At 70.3% G+C, this 19,827-nt stretch carries 17 protein-coding genes; 9 read left to right on the forward strand and 8 right to left on the reverse strand.

Annotation, left to right across the window (positions count from 1 at the left end):
- Positions 1-253 precede the first annotated feature (253 nt).
- The gene (locus tag V9G19_RS04730) at positions 254-2,047 is read left to right on the forward strand and encodes an IS1634 family transposase (protein ID WP_462284342.1); all 1,794 of its coding nucleotides are present in this window, start codon (positions 254-256) and stop codon (positions 2,045-2,047) included.
- 341 nt (positions 2,048-2,388) lie between these two features.
- Here V9G19_RS04730 and V9G19_RS04735 read toward each other — a convergent pair whose 3' ends face one another.
- The 4 genes from V9G19_RS04735 to V9G19_RS04750 all read right to left on the reverse strand — a co-directional run bounded on the left by V9G19_RS04735 (position 2,389) and on the right by V9G19_RS04750 (position 8,453).
- A complete protein-coding gene (locus tag V9G19_RS04735) occupies positions 2,389-3,390 on the reverse strand; it encodes an epimerase (RefSeq protein ID WP_462284343.1) in 1,002 nt (333 codons plus the stop codon).
- A gap of 17 nt (positions 3,391-3,407) precedes the next feature.
- On the reverse strand, positions 3,408-5,468 hold the full coding sequence (sucB, locus tag V9G19_RS04740; protein WP_462284344.1) for a 2-oxoglutarate dehydrogenase, E2 component, dihydrolipoamide succinyltransferase: 2,061 nt from the start codon (positions 5,466-5,468) through the stop codon (positions 3,408-3,410).
- An 85-nt stretch (positions 5,469-5,553) separates the two neighbouring features.
- Positions 5,554-6,936 (reverse strand): dihydrolipoyl dehydrogenase, encoded by a 1,383-nt coding sequence (gene lpdA / locus V9G19_RS04745; protein ID WP_462284345.1) that lies wholly within the window; start codon positions 6,934-6,936, stop codon positions 5,554-5,556.
- Positions 6,933-8,453, reverse strand: coding sequence for a leucyl aminopeptidase (locus tag V9G19_RS04750; RefSeq protein ID WP_462284346.1), 1,521 nt, complete (start codon positions 8,451-8,453; stop codon positions 6,933-6,935). Before V9G19_RS04750 ends, lpdA begins: the two co-directional genes overlap by 4 nt.
- A gap of 56 nt (positions 8,454-8,509) precedes the next feature.
- Here V9G19_RS04750 and gcvT point away from each other — a divergent pair, with 56 nt between their 5' ends.
- The 4 genes from gcvT to V9G19_RS04770 all read left to right on the forward strand — a co-directional run bounded on the left by gcvT (position 8,510) and on the right by V9G19_RS04770 (position 11,610).
- Positions 8,510-9,622 carry a glycine cleavage system aminomethyltransferase GcvT gene (gene gcvT / locus V9G19_RS04755; RefSeq protein WP_462284347.1) on the forward strand — a complete coding sequence of 371 codons (1,113 nt, stop codon included), beginning with the start codon at positions 8,510-8,512 and terminating at the stop codon, positions 9,620-9,622.
- A gap of 262 nt (positions 9,623-9,884) precedes the next feature.
- A complete protein-coding gene (locus V9G19_RS04760) occupies positions 9,885-10,331 on the forward strand; it encodes a hypothetical protein (RefSeq protein WP_462284348.1) in 447 nt (148 codons plus the stop codon).
- Between the two features lie 7 nt (positions 10,332-10,338).
- Positions 10,339-10,935 (forward strand): hypothetical protein, encoded by a 597-nt coding sequence (locus tag V9G19_RS04765; RefSeq protein WP_462284349.1) that lies wholly within the window; start codon positions 10,339-10,341, stop codon positions 10,933-10,935.
- A gap of 84 nt (positions 10,936-11,019) precedes the next feature.
- The gene (locus V9G19_RS04770) at positions 11,020-11,610 is read left to right on the forward strand and encodes a hypothetical protein (protein WP_462284350.1); all 591 of its coding nucleotides are present in this window, start codon (positions 11,020-11,022) and stop codon (positions 11,608-11,610) included.
- Positions 11,611-11,723: 113 nt separating this feature from the next.
- Here V9G19_RS04770 and V9G19_RS04775 read toward each other — a convergent pair whose 3' ends face one another.
- On the reverse strand, positions 11,724-11,930 hold the full coding sequence (locus V9G19_RS04775; protein WP_462284351.1) for a hypothetical protein: 207 nt from the start codon (positions 11,928-11,930) through the stop codon (positions 11,724-11,726).
- 283 nt (positions 11,931-12,213) lie between these two features.
- On the reverse strand, positions 12,214-12,795 hold the full coding sequence (locus V9G19_RS04780) for a DUF3043 domain-containing protein (protein WP_462284352.1): 582 nt from the start codon (positions 12,793-12,795) through the stop codon (positions 12,214-12,216).
- Positions 12,796-12,826: 31 nt separating this feature from the next.
- Here V9G19_RS04780 and V9G19_RS04785 point away from each other — a divergent pair, with 31 nt between their 5' ends.
- Together V9G19_RS04785 and V9G19_RS04790 are read left to right on the forward strand one after the other, a co-directional pair.
- Complete coding sequence (locus tag V9G19_RS04785) at positions 12,827-14,245, forward strand: M20/M25/M40 family metallo-hydrolase (protein ID WP_462284353.1); 1,419 nt, start codon at positions 12,827-12,829, stop codon at positions 14,243-14,245.
- Positions 14,238-14,963, forward strand: coding sequence for an ASCH domain-containing protein (locus tag V9G19_RS04790; protein WP_462284354.1), 726 nt, complete (start codon positions 14,238-14,240; stop codon positions 14,961-14,963). Before V9G19_RS04785 ends, V9G19_RS04790 begins: the two co-directional genes overlap by 8 nt.
- Before the next feature lie 50 nt (positions 14,964-15,013).
- On the opposite strand, the gene V9G19_RS04795 is transcribed toward V9G19_RS04790, so the two are convergent.
- On the reverse strand, positions 15,014-15,907 hold the full coding sequence (locus V9G19_RS04795) for a DMT family transporter (protein ID WP_462284355.1): 894 nt from the start codon (positions 15,905-15,907) through the stop codon (positions 15,014-15,016).
- A gap of 5 nt (positions 15,908-15,912) precedes the next feature.
- Positions 15,913-17,112, reverse strand: a complete 1,200-nt coding sequence (gene nadA / locus V9G19_RS04800; RefSeq protein WP_462284356.1) for a quinolinate synthase NadA — start codon at positions 17,110-17,112, stop codon at positions 15,913-15,915.
- Positions 17,113-17,425: 313 nt separating this feature from the next.
- On the opposite strand from nadA, the gene V9G19_RS04805 reads away from it, so the two are divergent.
- Together V9G19_RS04805 and V9G19_RS04810 are read left to right on the forward strand one after the other, a co-directional pair.
- Positions 17,426-18,586 carry an RCC1 domain-containing protein gene (locus V9G19_RS04805; protein ID WP_462284357.1) on the forward strand — a complete coding sequence of 387 codons (1,161 nt, stop codon included), beginning with the start codon at positions 17,426-17,428 and terminating at the stop codon, positions 18,584-18,586.
- Positions 18,587-18,649: 63 nt separating this feature from the next.
- On the forward strand, positions 18,650-19,822 hold the full coding sequence (locus V9G19_RS04810) for an RCC1 domain-containing protein (protein WP_462284358.1): 1,173 nt from the start codon (positions 18,650-18,652) through the stop codon (positions 19,820-19,822).
- Positions 19,823-19,827 lie beyond the last annotated feature (5 nt).

A 19,827-nucleotide genomic window follows, 5' to 3' on the forward strand; every position in this document is an offset into this window, starting at 1 on the left:
AACCGCCGTCCGCCGCCGACAGCACCAACCACTCGGCGCCGCCATGGTCGGTCCCTGGAGCCGACCAGACGGCGATCGTGGTGGTGGTCCCCCGTCGTCACCCGTGCCTCAGCCTCGCGCACTCTAGGCCGAAGTTGCGAGTGGTTTGAGGGCTGATCCCCGTTTTGACCTGCAGTGATGCGGCTTCTAACCCCTCGGTGTGTCGTCACTAAAGTGGATCGATCGATCCGGCACGGTGTGATATTTTGGCGGTATGGCGAAACGTGGTGGAGCGGTTCATGTGACCACGCACCGTCGTCACTATGTTGGTAAGGACGGGGTGGCCCGGGACTACGAGACCCACCTGTTGCGGCGTTCCTGGCGGGAGAACGGCAAGGTGCGCAACGAGACGGTCGCGAACCTCTCCCACCTGCCGGCCGAGCTGATCGAGGTGATCCGGGCCTGCCTGGCCGGGCAGGCGTTCATCCCGGCCGACCAGGCCGCCACCATCACCCGCTCCCTGCCGCACGGGCATGTGGCCGCGGTGTGGGCCCAAGCCCGGGCCCTGGGCCTACCCGGGCTACTCGGGCCGCCCGGGCGGGCCCGGGACCTGGCGATGGGGCTGATCATCGCCCGAGTGCTGGCACCCGGCTCGAAGCTGGCGACCATCTCCTGGTGGGCCGACACCACCCTGGGCGTCGACCTCGACCTGGCCGGTGCCTCCACCGACGAGGTCTACGCGGCGATGGACTGGCTACTCGGGCGCCAGGACGCGATCGAGAAGCAGCTGGCCCGGCGCCACCTGGCCGCCGACGCCAACCCCGCCCGGATGGCGCTGTTCGACCTATCGTCCTCGTGGATGGAAGGCAGCCACTGCCCACTGGCCCGGCGCGGCTACTCCCGCGACGGGAAGAAGAACCGCACCCAGATCGAGTACGGGCTGCTGACCGACCCGGCCGGTCGCCCGGTCGCGATCCGGGTCTTCCCCGGCAACACCGCCGACCCCACCGCGTTCATCGAGGCCGTCACCCTGGTGCGGGACACCTTCAAACTCACCGAGATGGTCATGGTCGGCGACCGCGGCATGATCACCACCGCCCGGATCACCGCGATCCGCCACACCAACACCGACCCGGCCACCCGAGCCGACCTCGGCTGGATCACCGCGCTCCGCGCCCCCGCGATCAAAACCCTTGCCGCCGAGGGCGGCCCGCTTCAACCAACCCTGTTCGATGAACACAACCTGGCCGAAATCAGCCACCCCGACTACCCCGGGGAACGGCTGATCGCCTGCCGCAACCCGTTCCTGGCCACCGAACGCGCCCGCAAACGCGAGGACCTGCTCACCGCCACCGAAACCGCCCTGGCCCCCACCCAGCGAGCAGTGGCCGAGGGCCGGCTAGCCGGCGCCGACACGATCGGCCTGCGGGTCGGCAAACTCCTCAACAAATACCGGATGGCCAAACACTTCGACCTGACCATCACCGACACCACCGTGGTGATCACCCGCAAAACCAGCCAGATCGCCGCCGAAGCCGCCCTCGACGGCATCTACGTGCTACGCACCCCAACGCCCGCCGAGACCCTCACCCCCGCCAGCATCGTCCAGGCCTACAAAAACCTCGCCCACGTCGAACGCGACTTCCGCAGCATCAAAGCCACCGACCTCGACCTGCGCCCGATCTACCACCGCCTCGAAGACCGCGTCCGCGCCCACGTCCTGATTGTGATGCTCGCCGCCTACCTGACCTGGCACCTACGCGCCACCCTAGCCCCCCTGACCTACACCGACGAACACCCGCCAACACCCGCCGACCCGGTCGCCCCCGCCCACCGCTCCCCAGCCGCGGACCGCAAAGCCTCCCGACACACCGACGACCACGACCAGCCCGTGCGGTCCTTCCCGGCCCTGCTCAAACACCTCGCCACCCTGACCCGCAACGACCTGCGCTACGGCACCGACCACACCACACCCCTCGTGCCCACCCTGGCCGAACCCACCCCCACCCAACGCCACACCTTCGCCCTCCTAAACGCCCCCATCCCCCTAACCATCAACGGCAAGTAGACAGAACCACCAACACCCAAACCAGCGAACCCCCTGCCCAGCAGGGGGTTCGCCACGTCAACCAGCCGTAACTTCGGTCTAGGCGCCTGCCCTTCGGACCTCGGCCGCGCCCACGGTCAGCGGCCGTCGCGACCCAACAGTTCGACCCAACCGTTCGTCCAAGATCCCCGTCCGCCCGTGCGGCCCTGCTGGTTCGGAGCTGTCCGTCCGGCTCTGTCCGTCCGGCTCTGTCCGCCCGCATCTGCTCGTTCGGATTGCGTGACCGTGCCGGCGCCGGAAGCGAACGGCGCGGCCGCAGAGCTACTCCGCCATCGTCGCGAAGCGAATTATGGCCGCAAGACCTAATCCGCCTGCGTCGCGAACCGAATAATGGCCTCCAGATCCCGATGCCGGTGCTGAAAGCCCGCCTCCACCAGCTGGGCCGGCAGCACCCGCTGGCTGGCGGTGATCTCGCCGGCGAACTCACCGACGACAACCCGCACAGCCGGCGGGGGAGCCGGCAGCCGCGCGGGGCGGTGCAAGGCGGCACCGAGTGCGGCGGCGACATCACGTTGCCGGGCAGGCTCAAGCCCGACCACGTTGACCGGGCCGGTGATCTCGGGATGGTCGATCAGGAAGAGCAGCGCGTCGACCTCGTCGGCGAGAGAGATCAACGGCCAGAAGAACCGGCCCCGACCGATCGGGCCGCCCAGGCCGAATCGGGTCAGCCGGATCAGTGGGGCAAAGGCGCCACCACCGGCGCTGGCGACGATGCCGGTCCGCGCGAACGCCACGCTCACGCCCCCACCCGGACGGCCGTCGGGCAGCGACTGCGCCGCTGCGGCACCGTTGAGCACGGACTGCGCCGCAGGGTCACCGTCGGGCAGCGACTGCGCTCCCGGGTCACCGCCGAGGATCGACTGCACCGCGCCCTCCCAGGCCTGGACGACCTCACTGAGGAACCCGACTCCGGGCCCGCGGTCCTCGGTGAGCAACTCCTCCCCGCGATGACCGTAGTAGCCGACCGCCGAACCGTTCACGAGGCGGATTGCCCGCCCACTCGCCTGGATGCCGCTCGCCACGGCCTGCGTCGCGTTGACTCGCGAGCGCAGGATCTCTCGTTTGTGCGCGGTGGTCCATCGCTTGTCGCCGACCCCGACGCCGGCGAGGTTGACGACGGCATCGACCCCGTCGAGCACCGCCGGGTCCAGCGTCCCGCTGGCCGGGTCCCACGAGCGCTCGTCCGGTCCGTATGCCGCTCGGCGCACCAGGGCGATCGCACGGTCGCCGCGCGCACGCAGCGCCGTCACCAGCGCCGACCCGATCAGGCCGGAGGCGCCGGTGACGGCAACGGTGTGCGGCATACGAACTCAGCCAGCGATCAGCCGAGAGATCCCTCGAAGTTGCCCTCCTCCAGCCGCTCCTTGACGGTCATCAAGAAGCGAGCCGCGTCGGCTCCGTCCACGACCCGGTGGTCATAGCTGAGCGCGAGGAACATCATCGAGCGGATCGCGATGCCCTCGGCACCGTCAACGTCGACGACAACCGGGCGCCGCACGATCGCGCCGGTGCCGAGCATCGCCACCTGCGGCTGGTTGAGGATCGGGGTGTCGAAAAGCGCGCCCCGGCTGCCGGTGTTGGTGATCGTGAAGGTCCCGCCCGCGAGGTCGTCCGGCGTGATCTTGTTGTCGCGGGTGCGGGCGGCGACATCGGCGATCGCCCGGGCCAGGCCGGCGATGTTGAGGTCTCCGGCGTTCTTGACCACCGGGACGAGCAAGCCGCGCGGCGTATCGACGGCGATCGCGAGGTTCTCGCTGCCGTGATAGACGATCTCCTCGCCCTCAACGCTGGCGTTGATGCCCGGGTGGGCCTTCAGCGCCTCGCACGTGGCCAGCGCGATGAATGGCAGGAACGACAGCTTGGTGCCCTCGCGCTGCTCGAAGTCGCCCTTGGCCTTGGCGCGCACGGCGGCGACCTTGGACATGTCGACCTCGACGACCGTCGTCAGCTGCGCTGAGACGTGCAGCGACTCGACCATGCGCGCGGCGATAATCTTGCGCAGCCGGCTCATCTTCTCGCGGCTGCCGCGCTTGCCCGAGGTGTCGGACGCCGGGGCAGCCTTGGGGGCGGCGGCCGGCGCCGATGAGGGAGCGCCCGCCGGGGCCGCCGGCCCAGCGGAGGCGGGTTCCGCGGGAGCGGGCTCGGGCTGCTTGGCCTTCTCGATCGCGTCGAGGACATCCTGCTTGCGGATTCGTCCGCCGATTCCCGTGCCGGTGATCGAGGCCAAGTCGACTCCGCCGTCGGCGGCTAGCTTGCGAACGAGGGGCGTGACATACGCCGACGCGTCGCGATCGCCCTCGGGGGTCGCCGGCTCGGGAGGTGGCGCCGGGGCCTGTGCCTGCGCGGCCGGCGCCGCGGCGGGTGCCGCCGCCTGTGCTACCGGCGCCGTCTGCTGTGCCGTCGTGTCCGCGGGCGCCTCGGTCGGGGGCGGCGACCCGGCGTCGGACCTCTCCGACCCGTCGGTGCCCTTCGGGGCCTCGGATTCGGTGGACGGCTGCGGCTCCTCGGTCGCGGCCTCGGTGGCCTCCTGCTCCGCGGGGGTGCTTTCCTCGGCGCCGCCGCCCGACTGCTGCGCCGGGGCCGACTGCTGTGCCGGGGCCGACTCCTGCGCCGGGGCCTGCTGCTGGGCAGCCCCGCCTCCGCCACTGACGGTGCCGCCGATGATCGCCAACTCGGCGCCGACGGGGACGGTCTCGTCCTCGCCGACCAGGATCTTGGTCAAGGTGCCGGCCGCGGGCGACGGGATCTCGGTGTCGACCTTGTCCGTGGAGACCTCCAGCAGCGGCTCGTCGACCTCGACGTCGTCGCCCTCCGCCTTCAACCAGCGGGTCACCGTGCCCTCGGTCACCGACTCGCCGAGTGCCGGCATGGTGACCGTCGTACCCCCCTCGACGCCGCCTCCACCGACGTCGCCACCCCCAGAACCGCCAGCGCCCGCCCCACCGGCCTCGCTTGCGGCTGGCGCCCCGGCCTGCGGCTCTTGCTGGGCCGCCGTCTCGGCCGGCGCCTGCTGCGCCTCGGCCGGCGCCTGCTGCGCCTCGGCCGGCGCCTGCTGCGCCTCGGCCGGCGCCGCCGGCTCCTGCGCCTGGGCAGGTGCCGCCTGCTCCTCGGCCTGGGGTTGCTGCCCACCACTCCCCGCCTCGCCGGCATCGCCGATCACACACAAATCGGCACCCACCGGGACGGTCTCGTCCTCCTGCACCAGGATCTCCGTGAGCGTGCCGGCAATCGGCGACGGGATCTCGGTGTCGACCTTGTCCGTCGATACCTCCAGCAGGGGCTCGTCGACGGCCACTTCATCGCCGACACTCTTCAGCCAGCGCGTCACGGTGCCTTCGGTGACGGATTCGCCCAGGGCCGGCATGGTCACGCGTTCAGACATGGATTCTCGAACTCCTAGGGGGAGAGGGTGTCGGGTAGTAGTTGTGGTCAGGGTCTCACGCATCAAGGCCAGGGACCAGCTTCGGCTAGCCATGGCTGTGCAACGGCTTGCCCGCCAACGCCAAGGCGGCCTCGCCCAAGGCCTCGTTCTGGGTCGGGTGCGCATGGATCAGCGGCGCCAGGTCATCGGGGAAGGCCTGCCAGTTCACGATCAGCTGCGCCTCGCCGATCTGCTCCCCGATGCGCGCCCCGAGCAGGTGCATCCCGACGATCGGGCCGTCCTTGGCGCGGACGAGCTTGACGAACCCCTTGGTCCCGAGGATCTGGCTCTTGCCGTTGCCGCCGAGGTTGTATTCGACGACCTCGACCTCCCCGTATGCCGCTCGCGCCGCCTCCTCGGTCAGCCCGACCGAGCCGATCTCCGGGTCGCAATAGGTCACTCGCGGTATGCCGCTCTCCGGCACCGGCCGCGGCGAAAACCCGGCGATGTCCTCGGCCACGAAAATCCCCTGGGCGAACCCGCGATGAGCCAGCTGCAGCCCGGGGACGAGGTCGCCCACGGCATACACACCCTCGACCGAGGTGCGGCAGCGCTCGTCGACCTCGACGTGCGCCCCCGACATCGTCACCCCGAGCGCGTCGATTCCCGGCACCGGGCCGGGGCCGCGGCCGACCGCGACGAGCAGCAGGTCGGCGACCAGCGGGTCGCGACCTTCCAGCTCGACCCGCACCTCATCCTCGCCGGCCTCCACCCCGGCCACGCGCACCCCGGTGAGGGCGGTGATCTTGCGCTGCCGGAAGGCCCGCGTCAGCCCCGCCGAGATCGCCGCGTCCTCGGCGGGCACCAGCCGGTCGAGCGCCTCGACGATCGTCACCTTCGCACCGAAGGACCGGAACACCGACGCGAACTCCACCCCGATCACCCCGCCGCCGAGCACCACGACACGCTGCGGCACCGACTCCAGGCGCAGTGCCTCGTCGCTGGTCACCACCCGCGGGCCGAGGGTGATCCCCGGCAGGACCTTGGCCACCGACCCGGTGGCGAGAACGAGGTGACGGCCGCGCAGTATACGGTCATCGACGGCGACGGTCCGGGCGTCGACGACGCGACCCTCGCCGCGCACGACCTCGATCTCGCTGCGTGAGCCGATCAGCCCGGTCAGGCCCTTGAACAGCCGGTCGACGACGCCCTGGCGGTAGCGGCCCACCTGCGCCAGGTCGATCTCGGGCTCGCCCAGCCGCACCCCGACGTGCGCGGCCGAGCGCGCCTCGTCGGCGACCTCGGCGGCGTGCAGCATCGCCTTGGTCGGTATGCAGCCGCGGTGCAGGCAGGTGCCGCCGATCAGGTCGCGCTCGACGAGCGCAACGCGCAGCCCCAGCTCTGCCGCCCGCAGCGCGCAAGCATAGCCGCCGCTGCCGGCCCCGAGGACAACGATGTCGTATGCCGCACCCGCCGCGTCCGAAGTCATCGCGCGTGCCGCTCGGCGAACGCGAGCAGCGTGGCGACGCCGAATCCGGTGCCGCCCTTGGGGGTTGCGCCATAGGCGCTGGCCTCGTTGAACGACGGGCCGGCGATGTCGAGGTGCGCCCACGGCACCGGGTCCTTGCCCTCCCGGGTGACGAACTCGCGCAGGAACAGCCCAGCGGTCAAGGCGCCACCCCACTGGTCGCCCTTGTGCTGCAGGTCGGCGGTCGTGGAGTCGAGCTTGCTGCGCAACTCCTCGGGCAGCGGCAACGGCCACATCGCCTCCCCGCTCGTCAGGGCCGCCGACAAGACCGCGTCGTTGACGTGTTCGTCGTTGCTCATCACCCCGGCGACCCGCACCCCGAGCGCGATCATGCAGGCGCCGGTCAGCGTGGCGATGTCGAGGATCGCGTCGGGGTCGGATTCGGCGGCCAGCGCCAGCCCGTCGCCCAGGACCATCCGGCCCTCGGCGTCGGTGTCGATGATCTCGACGGTCTTGCCGTTGCGCATCGTCACGACATCGCTCGGGCGCTGGGCGGTGCCGCTCGGCATGTTCTCGGCCAGGCAGAGGTATCCGCTGACCCCGACCGGCAGCTTCAGCTGGGCCGCGGCGATGACGGCGGCGATCACGGCCGCGGCGCCGGCCATGTCGGACTTCATCGCCAGCATCCCGGCGGGTGGTTTAATGCACAGCCCGCCGCTGTCGAAGGTGATGCCCTTGCCCACGAACGCGACCCGACCCGCTGGGTGGCGCGGCCGGTAATGCACCTCCATGATGCGCGGCGGCCGCTGCGAGCCCTGGCCCACGCCGACGATCCCGCCGCACCCCATCGCCGCGAGCGCTTGCTCGTCGTGGACGGTGACGTCGAGTTTGACCTTGGCCGACTTGATCCGCTCCAGAACGTTTTCGACGAAGCTCTTCGGGTAGAGCGCGTTGGGCGGGGTGTTGACCAGATCCCGCGCGTATGCCGTGGCCTCGGCCAGGACCTCGGCGCGGGCGAGGGCGGCCTTGGCGTCCTTGTCCTTGGCGTTGGGCGCGTGGATGAGGATCGCCTTGGCTTGGCGCCCGTTGTGCGTCTGCTCGGGGGCGCTCTTGTGCGCCGTGAAGGAGTAGGACCCGAGGTGGGCGCCGGTGGCGGCGGCGGTCAGCCAGTCCGCGTCCCCAACGGGAACGGAGAGGACGACGGTGTCCGCCTTGCCGATCTTGCGCAGCGCCGCGCCGACGCCGGCGTGCGTGCTGGTTGGGGTCGGCTCGGTGCTGGTCCCGGTGGCGGGGGACAGGCCGGCGAGCACGGTCTTGCGGGCGGCCAGCCCGGGAACCAGCGCCAGGGCGTGGACGTCGTCGACCTTTCCGGTGGCGCCGAGCGCCGGGAGCGCGGCGGCGAGCCAATCGGCCGCCTCGGCCGGCAGGTCGTGTCCGTCGACGAGCGCCGCCCCGTCACCGTCGGCTTTGGTGCCCACGACGATCGCGTCGGCGTCGAGAGTGGCCAGGGGTTTGTCGGTGAGGGCGAAGAGCGTCACCGGGGCAGGTTATCCCGCACCCGGCACGCGGCGCCGTAAGGCGGTACCGTCCGTTCATGAGCAATGACGCCGACCTGCTGACCTCCCCGCTGCATGACCGCCACGTCGCCCTCGGAGCCAAGATGGCCGACTTCGGTGGCTGGCTGATGCCGATCGAATACCCCGGCGGCGGGGTGGTCGCCGAGCACACCGCGGTGCGCGAGCGGGTCGGGATCTTCGACGTCTCCCACCTCGGCAAGGCGCGGGTCAGCGGGCCGGGCGCTGCGGCATACGTCAATGCGTGTTTCACTAACGACCTCGGCCGGATCGAGGCCGGCAAGGCGCAGTACACGATGTGCTGCGACGAGAACGGCGGCGTCGTCGACGACCTCATCCAATATCTGCGCAGCGACGAGGACGTCTTCCTCATCCCCAACGCGGCCAACACGGCGACGGTCTGCGAGCTGCTCCAGGCGAGTGCCCCGGAGGGGGTCAACGTCGAGAACCTGCATTCGGCATACGGGATCATCGCGGTGCAGGGGACCAAATCGGACGAGGTGCTCGACGGGCTCGGGCTGCCGACCGGGCACGACTACATGTCGTTCGCCGAGACCGAGTGGGACGGGCTGCCGGTGATCGTCTGCCGGACGGGATACACGGGGGAGCGCGGCTATGAGTTGGTCCCGATGTGGGCGAACTCCGGTGCCCTGTGGGACGCGCTCGCCGCGGCAATCGCCGATTTTGGCGGTATGCCGTGTGGTCTCGGCGCCCGCGACACCTTGCGCACCGAGATGGGATATCCGTTGCACGGCAACGACCTGTCGCGTGAGATCACCCCGGTGATGGCCGGATCGGCGTGGGCGGTTGGCTGGGACAAGCCGGCGTTCTGGGGCAAGGAGGCGCTCGCCGCGCAGCGCGCCGCCAAGACCTCCCGGCTGATGCGCGGGCTGCTGGTCACCGGCCGAGGCATCCCGCGTGCCGGGTGTGCGGTGCTCGACGCCGAGGGGACGGCTGTCGGTCAGGTGACCTCCGGGACGTTCTCGCCCACGCTCAAGCAGGGCATCGCGCTGGCGCAAATGGACCGGTCGGTGGCGATGGGCTCCGAGGTGTCGATCGACGTCCGCGGCCGCGGGGTTGCTGCTCAGGTCACCAAGCCGCCGTTCGTGGAGGTGCAAGTCCGCGAGGGTTGAGGGTGGGGCCTGAGGTCCGGGACCCTGCGCGCGTGGTAATAGCCGACGACGCGGACACTCAAACGATCAAAGCCGGTGGATTCACCGCAATTGAACGCTCAAATCAATGGTCGTGACACCCATTGATCGTTTGAGTGTCCGGCCCGAGAGTGCACTCGGCCACGTGGCCTGCGGGTCTCGCCCCCCGGCACAGGGTGGTCGCGCTGGCCAAGAGGGGCCGCGCGTCCCGAGCCTAACCAACGCCAGCCACTACCCTGCCGGGATGAGGGACGGGGAGCGCGCGGGCCAGGACGCCGAGGCCCGCGACGTGACAGGCCGTGACACGACGGGCAGTGGCACGAAGGACAGTGACACGAAGGACAGTGACACCGAAGCCCACGACATCAAGGTGACTTACGAGGAGGAGGTGGTCGACCTGCCCGACGACCTCGCGGTGAAGTGGGACTCCTGGCGCGTCACCGAGGGGCCGGTGGTCGACTATTACGCCAAGGGGCCATGCCCCGGATGCGGGGCCGACGCCCAGGGGGTCGGCAAGGACCGATTGGCGCCGATCGAGCGGCAGGGCAATCCGGCGCTCGTGCCGGAGAAGGCCGCCCGCAAGAGCGCCATCGAGGTGGCCGTCAGCTGCCGGTGCGGCTACGCACACGGACAGGACGGGGCGACCGGCTGCGGCCGGCGCTGGTCGGTGCTCGTGGACCGGACCAATTGAGATGGCCGTGAAACCCGCGCCGCGGGCATCGTGGGATGACCACCAGGCCAACGATCAGCTCGACCAGAACGAAGCCGCCCAGCTCGAGACCGTCCGGGCCCGCGCGAAGAACTGGCTCGGGATCCTCAGCGCCCTCACCGGCCTGTTGGCGACCGCGCTCGTGCTCAACGGCCCGGACAAGGTCAGCGATCTCGGGACGGGTGGCGCGGCCGCGGTCGCGCTTCTCCTCGGGTTTGGCGGCCTCCTGCTCGCCGGGGGGACCTACTTTGCCTACCGCGCGGCATACGGCAGCGACAAAGCGCTCGAGGCGGTCAACCGGCAGCCGCTCTCGGGATTGGCCACCCGCGTCCGGGCAGCGGGTGCCGCGGCTGCCGATCGCGCGTTCAAGGACCTGCGGACCGCGCTGGCGGCGACCTTCCTGGGGTTAGTGTTCATCGCTTGTGGGACGATCGCCACCTGGTTCGTCGCCGCCCCCGCCGAGCCCGAGGCTCCGGCGAGCACGTGTATTTCGTTCTCGGGCAAGGTCGTTGCCGAGATCGACGCGGGCTCGGTCGCCGTCTCGCGCCTGGCGCGCGGTGCCCGGGTCGCGCCGTGTCCGAAATGAGCCGTGTCCGAAATGACCGGTGAGCCTCGGCGCGCAGCCTAGCCGCGGTTGACGAATTCTGAATGTGTTCAGACAACTGAAGACATGGTCGCGATCACCCGGACCGTCCGGTCCTCCGAGCTGTCTCGCAATAGCCGGGAGGTCTTCGAGGCCGCTGACCAGGGACCGGTCCTGATCACGAGGCGCGATGGCGACACACTCGTCCTGACCAAAGCCAGCCAGGCCGAGCACGACCGCTTGGGCCTCGAGTTCGCGTCGGCCATTGTGGCGGCGTCCCTTGCCCCAGATGCTATTCCCTTTGTTGAGCGGCTGCGTGGGCCGTTTCCCGTGGCTGGCCCCCTGCTGCGGCCCGGAGAGCAGGAGGCTTATGCGCAGGAGGTCGTCGATGTGGCACGTGATGTGCCTCGGTCTCTCGATATGACCAGCTGCTCGCTACCGTGCACGCGTGGCGACACGGTGGTCGACGCGTGGGATTTCCTCACTCATCGCCCTGAGGAAACGACGCCCACAAACTACCGGCTGAAGGGTGATCTCGCCACCGTGACCCACGCAAACAAGATCCACGCCCGCTGGCAACACAAACTCAGCGGGGGAGCCCGGATGTGGTTCTATGTCGACGGACAGACCGTGCACCTCATCGACGTGCACACGCGGCATCCCAACGCAACGAAGTGAATGCTCGCGCCCCGCTCGACGGAGAACGACCCGGTTGCGCTGTGGAGGTTCGGTGTCCAGGTTCGGTGTCGTCAGCGCGGCACCCACAACTGCCACAACCCCGGGGGCGCCGATCAGGCCTGCGGTTCGAGCGACATTGGGCCATAGACGACAGTGTCGTGGTCGAGCAGCGTCACCGCGCTGACCCCGGCGTCGGCCAATTCCTCCCACGACTCGCCGAGCCAGGCTTCGGCGTCGGCCTGCGTCGGGAAGGCCGGCTCGGGGGCGCCGGCCACCGGCTCCTGGTCGGGGCCAAGACATCGCCAGCGATATTCGGACATCGAGCGGGCCTCCCTGTGTCTTCGCGTGCCTAAGTGAGGCTACCGGGCTGGAGGGTCGACCCTGCGGCTGTCGGCGCCGGTGGCCAGCGCCGGTCGCCAGCGCCCTGAGCGGGATGGCCGGACATTCAAACGATCAATGGGCCGCGAGCAGGCTGGCTTGCACGTTCCAACGGGGCTCCGGCGGGCTCATTGATCGTTTGAATGTCCGCCTGTCGCAGTCCGAGGGCTCACCCCACCCCGGTCAACGGCGCTACCGATCGAGAACGGCGGTGCGCACTACCAGTTACTGCGGATATTGGCCCCGGGCGACCTGCGGCCGGGGCATCCGGGTGGGGCGCATCTGCATCATCCGCATCGCGGCATACGAGGCCAGGCCCTTGAGGTTGGTGTCGGCGCCGAACTTGGCGCGCAGCTTACGTTTGATCCCGCGCCAGGCAAAGAAGCCATCGACGATCGACATGATCACCAGCACATAGATCGCCAAGAATGCGTATGCCGCCCATGTCGCCCGGATGAACTGCAGCACCAGCACGAGCACCATGAACGGAAGTAGGAACTCGGCCAGCCCCCACCGGGCGTCGATGCTGTCACGCACGAAGCGGCGCAGCGGCCCCTTGTCGCGCGGCGGCAGGTAGCGGTCGTCGCCGGTGGCCATCGCCTGGCGCATCCGCATGTTTGCTTCGGTCCGCTTGGCCCGGTCGGCCGCCTTGGCGGCCTTGCGGTCGGTGACGACGAGCGGCCGCTTGCGCGCGGCCTCCTGGTCGCGGCGCTTGGGCGTGGGCCGGTTCTTCGCGCCCTCGCGCGGGACATGGACAGGGGTGTCCTGGGTGGTGGGCTCCGCTGCCTTGGCCTTGCGTCCGAACACGGGGAAAGGATACGTCGCTAGAGTCGTTCGGGTGAGCACGCCTGGAGTCCCCGACGCCGAAGCCCTACGCACCCGCGTCCGCGAACTGCTCCCCGGGGTGCGCGCCGACTTGGAGGCGCTCACCCGCATCCCGAGCGTTTCCCTGGATGCCTTCGACCAAGCCAACGTCGAGGCCAGCGCCCAGGCGATCGCGGACCTCTTCGCCGCCGAGGGCTTCGCCGTCGAAATCGTCCGCGAGGGCGGGCGGCCCGCGGTCATCGCCCGCCGCGAGGGCCCACCCGGCGCGCCGACCGTGCTGCTCTATGCCCACCATGACGTCCAGCCCCCCGGCGCCGAATCCGACTGGGACAGCCCGCCGTTCGAGCCGACCGAGCGCGACGGCCGCCTCTATGGCCGCGGCGCCGCCGACGACAAGGCCGGCATCATGGCCCACCTCGCGGCGATCCGGGCCCATGGCGACGCGCTGCCGGTCACGGTCGTCGTCTTCGTCGAGGGCGAGGAGGAGATCGGCTCCGAATCCCTACCCGCGACCCTCGCCGCACACGGCGACAAGCTGGCCGCCGACGCCATCGTGCTGGCCGACTCCACCAACTGGGCAATCGGCGAGCCCGCCCTGACCACGACCCTGCGCGGCCTGATCCGGGTCGTCGTCACGGTCAGCACGCTCGCCCACGGCATCCACTCCGGCATGTTCGGCGGCCCGGTTCCCGACGCGATCACCGCGCTGATCCGGCTGCTCGCCACGCTGCACGCCGACGACGGCGAGGTCGCCATCGCCGGCCTGCGCTCGGGCACCGCCGCCGAGCTTCCGTATGACGAAGCTCGCCTGCGCGCCGAATCCGGCCTGCTCGACGGGGTCGCCACGATCGGTCGCGGCCCGCTGCTTGATCGCCTGTGGACCAAGCCGTCGGCCACGACGATCGGCATCGACGCCCCGAGCGTCGACACCTCCGCCAACACCCTGGTGCCGTCCGCCCGAGCCAAGGTCTCGATCCGGCTGGCGCCGGACGAGGACCCGCTCGCGGCATACGGGCTGGTCAAGGCGCATCTGGAGGGGAACGCCCCCTGGGGCGCGCACGTCGAGGTGCACCTGGACGACCAGGGCGCCGGGTTCGCCGCGCACGCCGACGGCCCGTTGTATGACGCCGCTCGCGCCGCCTTCGCCGACGCCTGGGGCCACCCGCCGGTCGACATCGGGGTCGGCGGGTCGATCCCCTTCGTCGCCGCCTTCGCCGAGCGCTTCCCCGACGCCGCGCTGCTGATCACCGGCGTCGAGGACCCGGACACTCGCGCTCACGGAGCCAACGAATCACTGCATCTGGGCGAGTTCGAGCGCGTCTGCCTGGCCGAGGCCGTGCTGCTGCGTCGGCTGGCCGGGGCGTCGCGTGTCGGCGACACCGGGCCCGGGATGGCCGACGTCGGCTCTGGCCAACCAGATCCGGATGCCTAGCCAAGGCCTGTGGGCGAACGAGGTCGCGATCTTGGATGCCGCCACGGCACTTGCCGGCCGGCTCGGCTGGTCTGACGACCACACGGTCGCCGCCGCGGCCATCGACCTGCAGGGCCGCGTGCACACCGGCGTCAACGTCTATCACTTCACTGGCGGACCGTGCGCCGAGCTGGTCGTGCTCGGTGCCGCCGCGACCGCGGGAGCCGGCCCATTGGCCGAGATCGTCGCCGTCGGGGACGGCGGGCGGGGAATCCTCGCGCCGTGCGGCCGCTGCCGGCAGGTGCTGCTCGACCAGCACCCCGACATCCTCGTGCTGATGCCGGGGGAGGAGCCGGCGCCGGTCGGCATCGCACAACTGCTCCCCGACGGCTACCGGCAGCCCGACACCCAACCCGTCGGGCGGTTCGTCCGCTTCCGCGACGACTACCACGATCCGATCCTCACCGAGCGCAAGACGGTGACGATCCGCCACGACGACCCGGTGCCCCTCGGCCCGGTGACCTTTGTCTTCGAACGCCCCGACCGGGTGGGCTACCGGCTGCTCCAAGCGAACGTCGACGCCGTCGAGCCGCGGCGCCTGGACGCCCTCACCGACGCGGATGTCCGCGGCGAGAACGCGAACTCGCTCGCGGAGGTGTTGGCCGGCGTACGACAGCACTATCCGGGCCTCGCACCGGACGCGATCGTCGACGTGGTCCGCTTCCACGTCACGCACTGAGCCGTCACGCACTGACAAGCCACGCACGGACCCAGGGCGCGCACCCGGCGTCACGAGACCCGGCGCTCGGCCCGGGCCACCAGCAGCAGCCCGACCACGATCAACGCGATTCCCAGCCACCCGATCGCGCTGATCTGCTCGCGCAGGATGACGGTGGCAAGCACGGTGGCGACCACCGGCTCGGCCAGGGCGAGCGTCGTCGCCGCCGACGCGGCCAGACCGCGCAGGCCATACCCAAAAAGCAGATACGCCAACGCCATCGGGATCAACGCGAGATAGGCGAGGATCGCCAGCCCGCGCGGCTGCAGCAGCGGCCCCGGCCCGGCCATCAGGAACGCTGGGACGAGCACGACCGCCGTCACCGCGAACAGCGCGGCCATGACCGAGCGCGAGCGGTGGCCGCGACCGATCAGCCGGGCAGCCGCCCACGAATAGAGCGCATACCCGAAGCCCGAGGCGAGCGCGAGCACCACGCCCCCAACGGGATTCGGCCCGGGGGCCGAGGACGCGGACGCGCCGAGCAGGGCGATGCCGAGCACCGAGACCGCGGTCGCCACCGCCCACGCCGGTCCGATCGGCCGCTTGTCGATCACCAACTCCAGCAGCGCGGCAAATACCGGTCCCGACCCGAGCGCGAGGACATTGCCGATCGCGACGCCGACCAGGGCCATTCCCCAGTAGTAGAACCCGGCATACGCCCCAACGCCAAGCGCACCGACAAGCAGCAGCGGCCAGGTCGAGCGGTCGGTGAGCAGCCGCCCGACCGGCCGGGAGTCCAGCGCGAGCAGCGCCAGCCCGCCGAACCCGAACGTCGAGATCCCGACGAGCGCGTGGTTGCTCCCGGCTGGGGCATAATGCGCGATCGTGCCGGTCGTGCCCCACAGCACCGACGCGGCCAGGACCGCGCCGATGTGGGCGTGCCGACCGGCCGGGGTGGCCGGCATACGGCTCAGTCTTTGTGGGTCTCGCCCGGCAGGGCGAGCATCTGATCCAACGCCTTGCGCGCGTATGCCGCAACGCCCTCGTCCACGTGGATCGGGTTGACCACCCGCCCGTCGACGAGCGACTCCAGCGTCCACACCAGGTGCGGCAGGTCGATCCTGTTCATCGTCGAGCAGTAGCAGACGTTCTTCTCCAAGAACGCGATCCGCTGGCCCGGGAACTGGTTGGCGAGCCGGCGCACGAGGTTAAGCTCGGTGCCGACCACCCAGGAGGTGCCGTCGGGTGCGGCGGCGATCGTCTTGATGATCTTCTCGGTGGAGCCGACCTCGTCAGCCAGCTCGACGACCTCATAGCGGCACTCCGGGTGGACGATCACCTTGACGTCCGGGATCTCCCGGCGCGCCGCCTCGACCGCCTCGACGGTGAACCGGCCGTGCACCGAGCAGTGGCCACGCCACAGGATCATCCGGGCATCGCGCAGCTGCTGCTCGGTCAGGCCACCACCGGGCCGGTGCGGGTCGAAGACGACGCAGTCCGCCAGCGAGCCGCCGAGGTCGCGGACGTAGGTGTTGCGGCCAAGGTGCTGGTCGGGCAGGAAGAGGACCTTGCCGGTGCCCCCCTCCACCCGGCCGTCGCCGCGCTGCCCCAGCGCCCAGCTCAGCGCGGTCTTGGCGTTGGAGGAGGTGCAGATCGTCCCGTCGTGGCGGCCGGTGAAGCCCTTGATCGCCGCGGAGGAGTTCATATAGGTGACCGGCACGGTCAGCTCCGCAACCCCCGCGTCCGCCAGCACCTCCCAGGCGTCCTCGACCTGGCTGATCGCCGCCATGTCGGCCATCGAGCAGCCGGCGGCCAGGTCGGGCAGGATCACCGTCTGCTCGTCGCTGGTCAGGATGTCCGCCGACTCGGCCATGAAGTGCACACCACAAAAGATGATGTATGGCGCTTCCGGCCGCGCCGCGGCCTCCTTGGCCAGCTTGAAGCTGTCGCCGGTCACATCGGCGAACTCGATGACCTCGTCGCGCTGGTAGTGGTGGCCGAGGACGAACACCTTCTGGCCCAACGCCGCCTTTGCCGCCCGGGCTCGCTCGACCAGCCCCGGGTCCGACGCGGGCGGCATCTCGCCGGGGCATTCGACCCCGCGCTCGGTGTGCAGGTCGCGGCCGGCCCCGAGCACGAGCAGGGGCAGCGGCGCAGGCGTCGTCGTCATCCCTCGATCGTATGCGGCCGGTGGGGTCAGCACCCACTTCCTCCGTCGGCCCTTATCCCCTCAGCGGCCGACGCTATGCCTCGCCAGCACCAGCCGCGTTGCTGACCAGGCCCGCCAAGTCGAAAGGACCCAGTCGGCACGATTCTGGCCACCAAACGTACCGACACGCTCCTCTCGACCCCGGTGTGGCGATAACACCTGACCAGCCATGGGGCGCTCACCCCATTCCCCGTTCCTCGCGTCCGGATTAACGTTCGGAGTGGGGGCAACGCTGCCGCCCGTCCCAGGTGGGACAGCAGTCTGGAGGGGAGCAATGAACAGTCGCATCTTCGGTGCCGGGGTCGCCGTGGCCCTCGCCGTGGCGCCGCTCGCGACATCCGCCGCATCGGCAGTGCCGGCCACCCAGTTCCGGCAGATCGTCGCCGGCACCTACCACTCCTGCGGGGTCACCACGGCAGGCGCTGCGATGTGCTGGGGGCGCAACGATCTCGGGCAAGTCGGGGACGGCACGACGAACGAGCGGCATACGCCCGTCGTGGTGGCCGGGCTCAGCGCCGGGGTGCGCTCGATCTCGCCCGGGTCCTTCCACACCTGCGCGGTGCTCGACAACGGCAGCGTGAAGTGTTGGGGGCACAACGCGTATGGCGCACTCGGCGACGGCACCGAGCGCACCCGGCTGCGGCCGGTGCAGGTGCTCGGCCTCTTCAGCGGGGTTGCGACCGTGCGGGCCAGCTACTACTCCACCTGTGCGCTGACCAAAGCCGGGAAGGCGCTGTGCTGGGGCAACAACGAGCACGGGCAGCTCGGCGACGGCACGACGCATTCTCGACTGACTCCGGCACCGGTCGCCGGGCTGACGAGCGGGGTCGCCGCGATCTCGCTCGCCGACAGGCACGCGTGCGCGCTGCTGACCAGTGGGCTGGCCAAGTGCTGGGGGGACAACTACTACGGCCAGCTCGGCGACGGCACCGCCCGGAACTCCCGGACGACACCCGTCGCGGTCACGAGCGTGGGCGGTTCGGTTGCGGCAATCACCGCGGGCGGATGGTTCTATACCTGCGCCCGGACCTCCGCCGGTGCGGTCAAATGCTGGGGCAACAACGAGTTCGGCCAACTGGGCTTCGGGACGTGGGACGACGACGCGCACCCGGTGCCGACACCGGTCCCCGGTCTGGCCCGCGGTGTGAACGCGATCTCGGTCGGCACGGCGCACGGTTGCGCCCGCCTGACCGGTGGAGCGATGAAGTGCTGGGGACACGGCAACAGCGGCGAACTCGGCAATGGGACCACGCCCGACTACTCTACGGCGGTCCAGGTTTCCGGTATGGACAGCGGGGCCTCCTCCATCAGCGCCGGTGACTACGTCAGCTGCGCCCTACAGGCGGGCGTGGGCAAGTGCTGGGGGACAAACGATTACGGCGAGGTCGGCGACGGCACGACGATCACGCGAACCAGGCCGGCACTTGTCGGCTGAGCAAGCCGCGACCGCACACCAACGCAGACTCGGCCCCGAAGCGCCGGGCAACACGATTGGAGAATGATGAAAACTCGTCTTCTCCGGATGGGGGTCGCAGCGGCGGTCCTCGCGGCACCACTCGCCGTCGGCGCGGCGTCGGCGCAGCCGACTTCGCAGCGGCTGTTCCGCCAGATCGTTGCGGGCGCGGATCACGCCTGCGGAGTGACGTCCGGTGGGGCCGCGATGTGCTGGGGGCGCAACGAGTCCGGGCAACTAGGAGACGGGACCAGACGAGAGCGGCATACGCCCGTGCTCGTTGCCGGCCTGACTCATGGGGTTCGATCGGTGGCGCTGGGCGACTATCACACGTGCGCCGTGCTCGACGATGGCAGCGTCAAGTGCTGGGGGTACAACTTCGTCGGGTCGCTGGGCGACGGCACGCGCCGGACGACACTGCGGCCGGTGCAGGTGCTCGGGCTCTTCCAAGGGGTCGCTTCGATTCGAGCCAGCCAGGACTCCACCTGCGCGCTGACCACCGCCGGAAAGGCACTGTGTTGGGGGGGTAACGAATACGGACAACTCGGCGACGGCACCGGCCAGGAACGGCTGACTCCGACCCCGGTGGTCGGCCTCGGCCGCGCCGTGACCTCGATCACCCTCGGAAACGCTCACGCCTGCGGCCTGCTGGCGAGCGGCACAGCCAAGTGCTGGGGCCGTAGCTGGTATGGCCAGCTGGGTGACGGGACCTGGGGAGGGGGTTCTCACTACACGCCCGTGACGGTCACGGTCCTGAAGGAGCCGATCTCTGCGATCGCCGCGGGCGGTTACGACTACACCTGCGTGCTGACGACGGCCGGTGCGGTGAAGTGTTGGGGGAGCAACTGGTTTGGCCAATTGGGCTTCGGCGGCTGGGATGAGGACGCACACCCTCAGCCGACGACGGTGCCCGGCCTGTCCCGCGGAGTGAATGCGCTTTCCGCCGGCCTTGTCCACAGCTGCGCCCGCCTGACGAGCGGAGCGATGACGTGCTGGGGCTTTGGCCTTCATGGTGAGCTCGGCAATGGTGACGAGCCGAGGTATTCCGCCCCGGTGAGAGTTGTGGGAATGAGCCGCCAGGTGTCCTCCATGAGCGCCGGCGGATATCTGACCTGCGCACTTCAGGCCGGCGTGGGTAAATGCTGGCGTAACAACGACCGAGGCGAGGTCGGCGACGGCACGACCGTGCAGCGCAACCGGCCGGTTCTGGTCAAGTAGGGAGG

Source organism: Nostocoides sp., assembly GCF_037045025.1.
Taxonomy (GTDB): domain Bacteria; phylum Actinomycetota; class Actinomycetes; order Actinomycetales; family Dermatophilaceae; genus Nostocoides_A.

What these genes read in the sequence shown, in the direction of transcription:
- V9G19_RS04770 (WP_462284350.1), top strand. Translation starts at nt 11,020, where the DNA reads ATGGTCGCGATCACCCGGACCGTCCGGTCCTCCGAGCTGTCTCGCAAT.
- V9G19_RS04790 (WP_462284354.1), top strand. Translation starts at nt 14,238, where the DNA reads ATGCCTAGCCAAGGCCTGTGGGCGAACGAGGTCGCGATCTTGGATGCC.
- V9G19_RS04775 (WP_462284351.1), bottom strand. Translation starts at nt 11,930, where the DNA reads ATGTCCGAATATCGCTGGCGATGTCTTGGCCCCGACCAGGAGCCGGTG.
- V9G19_RS04805 (WP_462284357.1), top strand. Translation starts at nt 17,426, where the DNA reads ATGAACAGTCGCATCTTCGGTGCCGGGGTCGCCGTGGCCCTCGCCGTG.
- gcvT (WP_462284347.1), top strand. Translation starts at nt 8,510, where the DNA reads ATGAGCAATGACGCCGACCTGCTGACCTCCCCGCTGCATGACCGCCAC.
- V9G19_RS04760 (WP_462284348.1), top strand. Translation starts at nt 9,885, where the DNA reads ATGAGGGACGGGGAGCGCGCGGGCCAGGACGCCGAGGCCCGCGACGTG.
- lpdA (WP_462284345.1), bottom strand. Translation starts at nt 6,936, where the DNA reads ATGACTTCGGACGCGGCGGGTGCGGCATACGACATCGTTGTCCTCGGG.
- V9G19_RS04730 (WP_462284342.1), top strand. Translation starts at nt 254, where the DNA reads ATGGCGAAACGTGGTGGAGCGGTTCATGTGACCACGCACCGTCGTCAC.
- V9G19_RS04810 (WP_462284358.1), top strand. Translation starts at nt 18,650, where the DNA reads ATGATGAAAACTCGTCTTCTCCGGATGGGGGTCGCAGCGGCGGTCCTC.
- nadA (WP_462284356.1), bottom strand. Translation starts at nt 17,112, where the DNA reads ATGACGACGACGCCTGCGCCGCTGCCCCTGCTCGTGCTCGGGGCCGGC.
- sucB (WP_462284344.1), bottom strand. Translation starts at nt 5,468, where the DNA reads ATGTCTGAACGCGTGACCATGCCGGCCCTGGGCGAATCCGTCACCGAA.
- V9G19_RS04735 (WP_462284343.1), bottom strand. Translation starts at nt 3,390, where the DNA reads ATGCCGCACACCGTTGCCGTCACCGGCGCCTCCGGCCTGATCGGGTCG.
- V9G19_RS04795 (WP_462284355.1), bottom strand. Translation starts at nt 15,907, where the DNA reads ATGCCGGCCACCCCGGCCGGTCGGCACGCCCACATCGGCGCGGTCCTG.